This is a genomic window from Porphyromonas levii (assembly GCF_018206105.1).
Taxonomy (GTDB): domain Bacteria; phylum Bacteroidota; class Bacteroidia; order Bacteroidales; family Porphyromonadaceae; genus Porphyromonas_A; species Porphyromonas_A levii.
Map to the genome: position 1 here is coordinate 1 of NZ_JADRGN010000056.1, position 10,263 is coordinate 10,263.

Below are 10,263 nucleotides of genomic sequence, written 5' to 3' on the forward strand. Positions count from 1 at the left end.
AGAGGGATATCTCTTTAGTGACACCATCGCTCGGAATATCGCCATAAGTGACGACACTCCAGACATAGAGCGGATACGGGCTGCTGCTCGTACGGCTAACATTGCAGACCATATAGAAAGTCTTCCGCTGGCTTACAATACAATGATTGGGCAAGATGGTCAGGGTATTAGCCAAGGGCAAAGACAGCGAATATTGATTGCCAGAATGGTTTATAAAGACCCTACATTTGTATTCTTAGATGAAGCCACCAATGCTCTTGATGCCAATAACGAGCGAGCTATCACAGAGAAGCTAGAAGACTTCTACAAGGGTAAAACTGTAGTGGTGGTGGCTCACCGTCTATCTACTGTCAGAAATGCCGACCAAATCGTCGTACTTGACAAAGGAAAGATTGTAGAAGTAGGCAACCATGAGAGTCTTACTGCCAGCCGAGGCAAGTACTATGAACTCGTGAAGAACCAACTAGAGCTGGGTAACTGATATGGAGAAACAAGAAAAGAGCTACGAACTGAGAAGCGAAAAGATGCGGAGCATTGTGGGACAAATCCCTCCCGCACTTGTCAGATACGGCACCATCATCCTATTTGCAGTCTTGATGGTCTTATTTGGTATCGCCTACTTTATGCCCTACAAGCAGGTCTATTCAGGCACCATTACCTTTTACGATCTTTCAGAGCCTAGCACAACTGCTTATATAAGCTATGCCAACGGCAAGGTATTGACCAATATTGAAGAGCCTATTCCTTTGACTCCCCATCTTGAGACAGAAGACTTGGACGTTCAATTGAAAAGCATAGAGAACAGGCGAGATACGCTTAATCGCTATCCATCAATTGTAACACTTCCACCTGAGCAAAAAGTATGGTTACCTAAGCTCCAAAATAGCACCTTTGACTTTACCATCATAGAGAATAACGGCAATTTGCTTTGTCACCTTATCCCAGTTTTAAGCACGACTCTGGAGTGATTTGTTTTCCCCTTGTGGGGAGAGGGTCTTTTGTCGGGAAATAGATTCTCTTGGAATAAATTTTCCTCCGCAGGCTAGTCGTGATGTGGGGGGTGAGCGAATGGTTGTGGATATATATGGTAAGGACGTGGCAGATGTGGTCTGAATGGTTGTAGGCTTTGGACTTTGTCCTCGCAGTGTGTTGGTATTGTTAGATTTTATGTTTATTTAGCCGTTGTTCTCTGGCGGAATTCGTAAAAGAATCGTACCTTTGAGAATAGAAAAAGTTTAACGATTTAGAGTTTGAATGATATGATTAAGAAGGAATTATTGAAGGCAATCAACGAGCAGATCAATTTTGAGTACGAGTCTGCATTTATCTATAGGAAGATGGCGATTGAGCTGGAGACTCAGGCTTGGACTGGCTTCGCACACTGGTTTGCAGCTCAGTTCCACGAGGAGATGGCACACGCCGAGGAGATGCTACGCTATGTGCTAGAGCGCGGTGAGAGGCCAGAGCTTAAGGATATCAAGATGAATGATGTTAAGCTGGAGACGCTAGTGGATTACTTCAACCTCGCTTACAAGCACGAGTGCAAGGTATCGGAGCGTATCAATGATATTGTAGCTATGGCTATCGAGCAGAAGGACTACGCTACCGAGAACTTCTTCCGTAAGTATGTCAATGAGCAAGTAGAGGAGGAGGCAACTACTTCTGGTATCCTCGACCGACTCAAGCTAGTGAGTAGCAATGCTGGCTATATGATTATGGATAGGGAGCTAGGTGCTCGCAAGTAATTCGAAGGGTTATACATAATAGCAAGGGGCGATACCAAAACGGTGTCGCCCCTTACTTATGCTTATAGATGATCGTGCTTCAGTAATGTGCCCCTGCCTTGAGACGCTCAAGATGGCATACAAGGAGTTTGCCTTCGTCGTCGTGGAGGTGCATGCCATTGCCTAGGCAGTACTTCCAGTCTTTGCACTGGGCACAGGCGCCTATCTTTGCCCAAGAGCGATTGCGGTACTTCTCGAATCTATTTTCCCACACCTCCCAAAGGTTGTCGTGGTGGATATTGCCCTGCTTGTAGTCGTAGCGTATGCTGGGGCAGGCACTGATAGAGCCATCGCAGAGGATAGAGGCGACATTGATACCTGCGCGGCAGTGGTAAAACTGTTGCCTCACTCGCCCTTCGAAGCTGCCGAGGTAGCCTTCGCAACCATACTGGGCTTGTATCTTGCCCTCTTCGTTGGTCTCGCAGATAAAGTTCATGAGGTCGTAGTGCTGTCGGTCGGATAGCTGAAGCTCTCTGTGCTCCGCAGCTCTGCCTACAGGGAAGATGGAGAAGAGTCGCCAGCGCTTCACCCCTTGGTCTATCAATTGCTGACGAAGGGTAGAGAGGGAGTCGAAGTTCATGGGGTTTACACAGGTAACGACATCCCATAGAATATCATCCACTTGGCTCAGGAGCTGTATGGCATGCCATGCTCTTGCGTAGCTGAGGGGGTGCCCCCGCATGGCGTTGTGCGCCTCTTCTAGTCCGTCCAGACTAATAGTGGCAGTATGGATGCCGGCTTGTCGTAAGCTCTCGAGCCTCTTTTCGTCGAGCAACATTCCATTGGTCACTATGCCCCAAGGGTAGCCCCGGCGATAGAGCGCAAGCCCTACTTCCTCAATATCTTTCCGCACAAGTGCTTCGCCACCTGTGAAGATGATGAGCAATTGGTGGGGCTGTACATGTGGGGTGAGGTCGTCTATGATCTGGATAAATTGGTCTGCCGATAGCTCCTCTACTCCGCTCTGTACCCTGCAATCGCTTCCACAGTGGGCGCAGTGAAGATTGCACCTGAGGGTGCACTCCCAGAAGAGGGTAGTCATCTGGTGGGTGCGGATGTTATCGTCCCTCAGGATACGATGAGCTTCTAGTGCGAGCCTTTGTCTGAGGGAGGGGGTAAGGGAGGGTTTATTGCGACGGAAGAGCAGAGACATTTACTTATCTGGTTTAGGAGTGGTCGTAGGTTCGTGAGGGACGGCATCTTTTGTCTCATACTCACGGTAGGGCGTGCCGTACATGAGGATAATTTCGCCATAGGGCGGACGGATGGAATCTTGCTCCGGTAGCACTGGTTGCTCGGGCGGAGGGGTCTTGGTCTTCTGCACTGTCTTGCAGCCGGTAAGACTAAGTACGCCTAGTGCCCCTATCGTGAGGAGGTTCCGTTTGAAGCGTTTCTTCTTCACGTTACTTGCGCTCCACTTTTAGGTGGATGCTCTTCTGCACAGTGCCGTTGTCCCAAGAGTCTATGTTCCTCTTTGTGAAATCGGCAGTGGTTATCTTCTCTTTCTGAGTGAGGTCGGTGACGAAGCCGTTCTTTGGCCCATCGACATCCTTGACTACGAAGGTTACTTCGTGGTCTTTGTACATACCATTGTAGCGCCCATCGATAGTCGCACGTCCATCGCTATCGGTGTGCTCTCTCTCGTCGTCTTGGAGGATGCCCACGAGGAGACCTTCCACTGGTCTGCCTACTTGGTCGGTAACCTTGACCTTGAACTGGTACTTCACTGTGGGCGTGCCGTACATGCACATGCCATTGTTTATATCCGAGCGGTCGCACCCTGATAATCCTAGCCAGCCGATGAGCGTTGCCACTCCGGCAGACAATAATGACCTGATAGATAGATAAGTCCTCTTCATAGCAATATACATTTGAAAGTGATACCTCGCCCAAAGGTAGCTATAATTTACTTATTCACAAAAGTGGAAGGTCTCCCAGAGGTAGAACCTCTAGGAGACCTTCCGAAGTATGTCGTCACTTGAACTTGATGCTTCAATCATTTTGTTCATAATAGTACGAATAATCAATACCTTTCATATACATTTCTCTGTCATCAATCTTTGTGGTAAGTGTAGGCTTTACTAAAGCCTTTATATGTGTACTATCAGATACACTCTTGCGCATAGCACTAAGGTATTCGTTTTTGTCTATTTGACTCCAATCCACACACTGTTTGAGAGAACGCTTCAGCATAAGGTCAAGCCAAATGCGAGTGCTGCGACCATTACCTTCCATAAAAGGATGGGCTACATTCATCTCGACATACTTGTCCATGATTTCGTCGAAGGTATTTTCTGGCATTTGCTCTATCGCTTGCAGTGTAGTAGGTAAGTGCACACAATTAGCAAAGGGAAAGCCTCCTTTTGAAATATTCTTAGTACGGATTTGTCCTGCAAAGTCGTACAATCCGCCAAAGAGATAGGCATGGATTTGTTGCAGACACTTGATACTGCCGGGTTCTGCTGTTTTAAGGAGTCCACTCTCAAAGAGTTGGTAAGCTTTCTTCTTGCTTTGCCCGTCGATAGTGTTGTCGCTATATGTAAACCAGTCAAGGAATGACATAGCCTTGCTATTTGGTATTGCTTTTGCCAATAGGATAACACCCTCACTATCCAACATATCCGTCAAACGTTGCTTCCCGTCAGGAGCTTGTAGTTTGAACTGGTTAGTGGTACTAACCAGTTCGTTATTCTCCTTCTTCAACTTCGTTTTGAGATACTTCCAATAGTTCCTTGTCTTTTGATAATCGTCCTGCTCATTGATTGCTGCAACAATATCAAGTACTGAGAACCACCAACGGCTTTGTTCCTCGTCCCACACCGCACGCACTTCACAGTCGTTGAAGAAGCGAATGGATAACTTAGGTTGTTCTTTATGTCCTTCCATAACTAGGGTTTAGTTGCTCTCTTTTTTATAATAATCCAATAGCCGTCTGCCACGCATAACCTTTCTCGCGTTTATGCGGTTCGCTTTGGCAGATATATTCTTCAAAATCAGTCATCAAGTTGTTTATGCAACGATACTTTACTTGTCATCTATTGATAGTAGTATACTCTCAAAGGTAGCTATAATTTACTTATTCACAAAAGTGGAAGGTCTCCCAGAGGGGCTAATTCCCATTTTGAGGTTTGTGATCACACACCTGCGGTGTGTCAATAGTCTGAAAAAGGGGTGGCACAGCAATGGGGGTGTGTACAAAAGGGGCAATTGGTGTATTTTACACCAAATCATATTACCGTACGGTATGTAGAGTCAAGCCATGGCATGTTTCCAAACTGTTCTGTACCAACACATTAAGTGCCCCCCATGTGGAGACGCAGCATGCTACGCCTCTACCGCTGGCGTGGTACCCTCGCAATTTTGGACTTTTGACACACTCTCATAGGCTGATGAGGGTTGGCCCCCCCCTTTTTTCCATACTACTACAAATGGTGATACAGAAAAGACAAATCGCATATAAAAAGTTGTTGTACGGTGGCGAGCCTCTGCGTTGTGTAGCGATATTCAAATCGTCGAGAATGAGTTTATTATGAAACATTCTCAATAATTGCCCTTACAAAGTTTATATATGAGTTTTAGAATCTGAAGTAAAAACCGAGTAAAAGTTCCAGTGGACGAATTTGGTACTCCAATGTGTAGCTTGTCAGTGCACTAAGCGATGTATAGCCATATGTTCGGTTGTTAAATAGATTACGTGCAGTCAAATTGACCTCCCACCCAGCTGGAGCAGAGTACACCAACGAAGCATCCGCCAGAAGATAGTGCTTCCGCACATTTTCAGTAATCTCATTGTAATAGTGGTTACCTGTTAGTTCTACTCGCCACGATTTACTCGGGACAAAAGTGAGATCTAGCCTCTGAGCGTAATTATTTCTCCGCTCAAATCCCTGACCTTCCCCTTCCTGACCGCTCTGATTGTACGAAATCTCATAGAGCAGAGTCGCCCAAGTCGCAGGACGCATAGAGATTTGACCACTCAATATCAGCATATCGTAGCGATACGGAGTCAGCTCTTTTTGTAGCAACAGCTCCTGATTGCCCAACGAATAGAGAGCATTGAATGTCAGCACACTTCTTAGCCACATAAAGCCCTTACTCACACGACCATTGAGCGTCCATCTATCGCCTCTACTCTCCCGAGCTATGGGCTGCAAAACCATATAGCGATCCACGAAGTCACGACTACTCAGATGACTGGTGCGAAAACGATTATAAGAGACCGATGCACTTGCAAATAGTGCCTCTAGTGCATTACGATAGTTTGCCGAAAAGCTCGCATAGCCACTTTCACGATTTCCCAGTTCCTCCAGACCCAGCGAAAGCGTGCGATAGTTATTGAGGATATATCCATCGTACCACTCTTGGTCATCGAGGATTTCATTGCGATAGCGTACTGAAGCAGAGAGCTTCAATCGTGTCGTTGCCTGCAGTTCCAATCTGATACGTGGCGATAGAGGAAATCGATGAAGTCGGGTCGTCTTGCCACTTTCAATGCTATACGGTGTCCAAGCAATCGGTGCTTCTATCTCACTCTTAAAGTTTTTATAGCTATAGCTCAGTTGTGGTGTCGCATAGAGCTGATAATAATTGGCTCTTACATCATTTTCCAGCGGAGAGAGCGAAAGTTCCAAACCACTTAGATGACTCTCCATACTTCTGTGCATAGTCGCCAAGCCCAGCTTAGTGGAGAGTACCACACGGCCCAAAATATAACTAAGACTCGTAGAAGTGTTGGTAAATAGCAATTGCGAAGCTAGAGTTTGTCGTAAAGTTGGATGCTGTGTTTCACTTTCCACTTCCAAGACATTTGGTCGCCTCTCCCACTTCACAAACGAATTGAGTGAGAAACCACCTCTGCCTCTACGCACTAGGACGTTGAGCCTATTTTCCACACCTTGTCGTTCCCCTTTTACTGCTTGAACATTGGGATACGTTCCAACTGTGAGTAGCTCCACATTGTTCCACTCAAAGTTTCCCGACAGCTTATTACTCAGATAGAGCTTAGGACGATTAACCAGCAGATTGACATCTACAGAGAGATTCTTGTCACGAGCCTCCGACTGCTCCTGGCTCTCAATCACTCTATTGCCATCATTGAGGAAGTAAATCATCTCCGAGCGACTACTAGAGAGGTCTGTTTGGTGACTATAATTGACCTTGCTCGTCAAATCTATATGCTTACCCAGCCCCCACAAGTTATTGGTACTCACCATATGCGACGGACCTTTGCGAGTTCGGTTGAGAGCCAACTGATACGGCACTGATGGCGAGACCCCTATAGGGTTAGAGAGCGAATACTCACCGCCAAATGGCGAACCATCATTATCAAATATGAGATTAGAGCTAAATGTACTCGCACTCTTACCAGCATTGGTGCTTCGCCCCGTGATGAGCACCTGATTCTCCTTCTTAAATCTCATTAGAGTTGCCTGACCATCCCACAGGAGAGCAGGCTTAGTATCCATATAGCCACCGCCCAATGTAGCTGTACCTACCCAGCGACTTTTAGCATCCTCTTTGAGACGAATATTAATAGCAGGATTTTGAGAGAAAGAGATATCCTCCAAGGCCTTAATCGGCTGATGATTTTCCATCACCTCTACAGACCCGACATCATCAGGATTAATCGTATTCGTCGCAATACCATAGCGACCTCCAAGCATATCACGCCCCTCGATATAAAACTTATTAATCGCCTGACCTTGGTACTTAATCTGACCGCTCTCCGACACCTCTATTCCAGGCATCTTCTTCAGTACATCAGCAAGATTTTTGTCCTGTATCTCACTAAAGTTAGAGACCAAATATCTGATTGTGTCCCCTCGAGCCGTAATTGCCTTAGCTGTTACTTTGACCTCTTGGAGTTCTGTGACTTGCTCTCGCAATTTTATTTCATAATAGCTCTGTCCCTCAGTGAGTTCTAAACTATCCTTGGCATATCCCAACATAGAGAAGTATAGCCATACGCCAGACGTAGGGTTTATATTCAATTTAAAATTCCCATCATTATTGGTTCTTGAATAGCTCAATACTTTTTTCTCTCCAGCTCTTTTTGCCACAACAATCACACCTGATAGTATGTCACTACCCTCTTTGCTAATTACTCTTCCCTCAGTCTGCCCGAATACAAGCAGACTATCGAATATACAAGTCAATAACAGCAAAAAAAATATTCTTTTCATATCATTTTCACTCTAGTTCCTTTGGCTTTGGGTAATTATCTATCTTAGAAGGAGTACTAAAAATTAATAATTCTCCTCCAGTGTTTGCATATACTTGATGGCTATTTATGAATTTAATCCTATCTATCTGTGTTGCATTTGGGGAGAGCAGTATCGTATAGTCTAGTAATGGTTGTTTTTGTTCTAACCCCTTTAAAGTATAATGATAATGTTTTTTTTCATCGTAAGCTTCAAATATGACCCCAGGTAGTCCAAAAAGCTTCCATGGACCAGCACCAATAGGAAGGTCAATTGAATACCATGCAAACCATTTTCTACCTCTGAAATTAGTAATGGCTAATTGGCAGTCATATCCAAGTATTGTTTTTTGTTTATCTAACAAATGCCACTTAATGTTTATCAAATCATCATATTTATACTGCTCTGTTCCGATATTATCATATACAAGCATCGCTCCTGTCTCGAGATTTATCTTGATAATATCTTGTTGTCCAAGCCTTGGCAACCTATTCATAAAATCTTTCATAGGTAATACTCCTGCTTTCACCGACTCGACGCCCTGATCAAAAAGACCTTGCCATTTTTTTTTGCCCTCTTCCGATCCAAATTCATCTTTCATTTGGTATGTACGCATACTGTAAGTGACAGATTGATTATCATGTATTTCAACCAATTGAATATCAGGTCTATAGTAGATTAGATCTATCGTATCTTTCAAGCTGGAATATTCATACTGCAGCAATAAATAGTCCTTCTTCCGGACTCCTTTGATAGAGTCAAAACTATAATTATCATCCAATAATTCAGCGCTTTCTCGGCTACCTTGAGTTTCTATATTATTCTCCTGTTTATAGTCAAGCTCTATAAAATCATATTTAATTTCTTTATGCGGTCTCTGACGATATCGAGTCCGAACACCTGAAGAAATTATCTGCTGCAGTGTATTATTATTATTTATATCTTCTCCACTAACGTATAATCTTACATCTCTCAGATAATCTTTGCGATCCACAATAGTAAATGGGGTCTCTGAAAACTTAATCCACCTAATAGATTCAATTGGCTTCTTTGGTGAATACTCCACACTAAATGCTGTCCAAAAAAAGTTCTTGTCTTCATCATATACTTCAAGTATGACGCCGGGTAATCCATGAAACTTCCATGGCCCTACTTCGACTGGGATTTCAGGCGTATACCAAGCTTCATATCGCCTACCTCTAAAATCACAAATAGCCTTATAAACCTGATATCCAGCAATCACACGTGAGTCATAATTCCTTAAAGTCCATTTTACATCCTCAATCGGCTCCCTATATAACACAGGCACATAAAATCTTTCTGAGTCGTAGTTAATTATAAGTTTTTGGTCGTGATCCACGTAGGTGTAATCAGGCAAAGTGTGTGGCTCAAGAAATAAATAAGGATTATTCTCATTAAGGCCTCTTTCCATCATTCTGAATTTTATTTTACCTCCATTTGGGGTATTTATCAATGAGTCAGAATAGTAAGCACTTTGAGTATAAGATAAAGAAAAAACGTCTCCGTGAAGAAAAACGGTTGTGTCCTTCATAATGCTAATACCGCCAAAAGGATTCTTCTTCATTTCAAAACGGTATAGTATCTTCAGGTTGGCTTGGTCTATTATAGAACTATGCTTATTATTTTCAATCTTAAAAGAAGATAGTAGAAATATAGATAGTAAAGAAACAATAAACACTGATATATTCTTTGTATTCATAAGAAGAGGCGGTTAGCAACATTATGGATTAATCGAGAGAGTTCTCTAGGAGCAAGTTGTCTTAGAGAACTCCCTCTTTTCTTAGATTAAGTGCATATATTAGCACTCACGGTAGAACGCTTCACACCACTTGTCCCATTGTTCTTCAGTCCAAGTACGCCCATGACGGCTAGCACTTTCTTGTAGTTCACCACACATGTTGCCTTCTGCTCTCTCTCCTCCTTTTATTGATTGAAGGGCTTCTTTATTAAGCTTCTCGTTCATATTAGTTAATATCAAAAATTATACACCATTTTTACACTCAGGTGAGTTTTGTGCCTTTACAGGTTGGTCTGGACAATATTTGTACCATAGTTGTCATCTATGCTGCTGTGATTTATACTCTATGATCAGTAAAGTTTGATCTTTGCAATAAGTTGGAGGACACGTCCTCCGCTTTCGAGGCGTACCAACCTCTACTCTACGAGCTCTGTAGATATTTTTTTCCTATATACATTTCAGCAGTATCGTTCTATCTGAAAGTTATAGTACTCCCCATTTTTCGACAACGGGCTAGTGT

The 10,263-nt window shown here is 43.8% G+C and carries 10 protein-coding genes; 3 read left to right on the forward strand and 7 right to left on the reverse strand.

What is annotated here, in order from left to right; translation table 11 throughout:
* The 3 genes from IX315_RS08940 to IX315_RS08950 form a co-directional block, all read left to right on the forward strand.
* On the forward strand, positions 1-481 hold a 481-nt coding region (locus IX315_RS08940), incomplete at its 5' end, for an ATP-binding cassette domain-containing protein (protein ID WP_211837391.1).
* A 1-nt stretch (position 482) separates the two neighbouring features.
* The gene (locus IX315_RS08945; RefSeq protein ID WP_211837392.1) at positions 483-968 is read left to right on the forward strand and encodes a hypothetical protein; all 486 of its coding nucleotides are present in this window, start codon (positions 483-485) and stop codon (positions 966-968) included.
* 291 nt (positions 969-1,259) lie between these two features.
* Complete coding sequence (locus tag IX315_RS08950) at positions 1,260-1,745, forward strand: ferritin (RefSeq protein ID WP_211837393.1); 486 nt, start codon at positions 1,260-1,262, stop codon at positions 1,743-1,745.
* Between the two features lie 79 nt (positions 1,746-1,824).
* Here IX315_RS08950 and IX315_RS08955 read toward each other — a convergent pair whose 3' ends face one another.
* From IX315_RS08955 to IX315_RS08985, 7 genes are all read right to left on the reverse strand, one after another.
* Complete coding sequence (locus IX315_RS08955; protein ID WP_211837394.1) at positions 1,825-2,937, reverse strand: TIGR04133 family radical SAM/SPASM protein; 1,113 nt, start codon at positions 2,935-2,937, stop codon at positions 1,825-1,827.
* Entirely contained in the window at positions 2,938-3,186 is a 249-nt protein-coding gene (locus IX315_RS08960) for a hypothetical protein (protein WP_018359152.1), read from the reverse strand.
* 1 nt (position 3,187) lies between these two features.
* Positions 3,188-3,643 carry a radical SAM-associated putative lipoprotein gene (locus IX315_RS08965; RefSeq protein WP_026215774.1) on the reverse strand — a complete coding sequence of 152 codons (456 nt, stop codon included), beginning with the start codon at positions 3,641-3,643 and terminating at the stop codon, positions 3,188-3,190.
* 133 nt (positions 3,644-3,776) lie between these two features.
* The gene (gene fic, locus IX315_RS08970) at positions 3,777-4,670 is read right to left on the reverse strand and encodes a protein adenylyltransferase Fic (protein ID WP_134849817.1); all 894 of its coding nucleotides are present in this window, start codon (positions 4,668-4,670) and stop codon (positions 3,777-3,779) included.
* 689 nt (positions 4,671-5,359) lie between these two features.
* A complete protein-coding gene (locus IX315_RS08975; protein ID WP_211837395.1) occupies positions 5,360-7,966 on the reverse strand; it encodes a carboxypeptidase-like regulatory domain-containing protein in 2,607 nt (868 codons plus the stop codon).
* Between the two features lie 7 nt (positions 7,967-7,973).
* Complete coding sequence (locus tag IX315_RS08980) at positions 7,974-9,704, reverse strand: GLPGLI family protein (protein WP_211638906.1); 1,731 nt, start codon at positions 9,702-9,704, stop codon at positions 7,974-7,976.
* 99 nt (positions 9,705-9,803) lie between these two features.
* Positions 9,804-9,968, reverse strand: a complete 165-nt coding sequence (locus tag IX315_RS08985) for a hypothetical protein (RefSeq protein WP_018359156.1) — start codon at positions 9,966-9,968, stop codon at positions 9,804-9,806.
* Positions 9,969-10,263 lie beyond the last annotated feature (295 nt).

Coding starts and splice junctions, on each gene's coding strand:
- IX315_RS08955 (WP_211837394.1), bottom strand. CDS start 2,937: ATGTCTCTGCTCTTCCGTCGCAATAAACCCTCCCTTACCCCCTCCCTC.
- IX315_RS08985 (WP_018359156.1), bottom strand. CDS start 9,968: ATGAACGAGAAGCTTAATAAAGAAGCCCTTCAATCAATAAAAGGAGGA.
- IX315_RS08950 (WP_211837393.1), top strand. CDS start 1,260: ATGATTAAGAAGGAATTATTGAAGGCAATCAACGAGCAGATCAATTTT.
- IX315_RS08945 (WP_211837392.1), top strand. CDS start 483: ATGGAGAAACAAGAAAAGAGCTACGAACTGAGAAGCGAAAAGATGCGG.
- IX315_RS08975 (WP_211837395.1), bottom strand. CDS start 7,966: ATGAAAAGAATATTTTTTTTGCTGTTATTGACTTGTATATTCGATAGT.
- IX315_RS08965 (WP_026215774.1), bottom strand. CDS start 3,643: ATGAAGAGGACTTATCTATCTATCAGGTCATTATTGTCTGCCGGAGTG.
- fic (WP_134849817.1), bottom strand. CDS start 4,670: ATGGAAGGACATAAAGAACAACCTAAGTTATCCATTCGCTTCTTCAAC.
- IX315_RS08980 (WP_211638906.1), bottom strand. CDS start 9,704: ATGAATACAAAGAATATATCAGTGTTTATTGTTTCTTTACTATCTATA.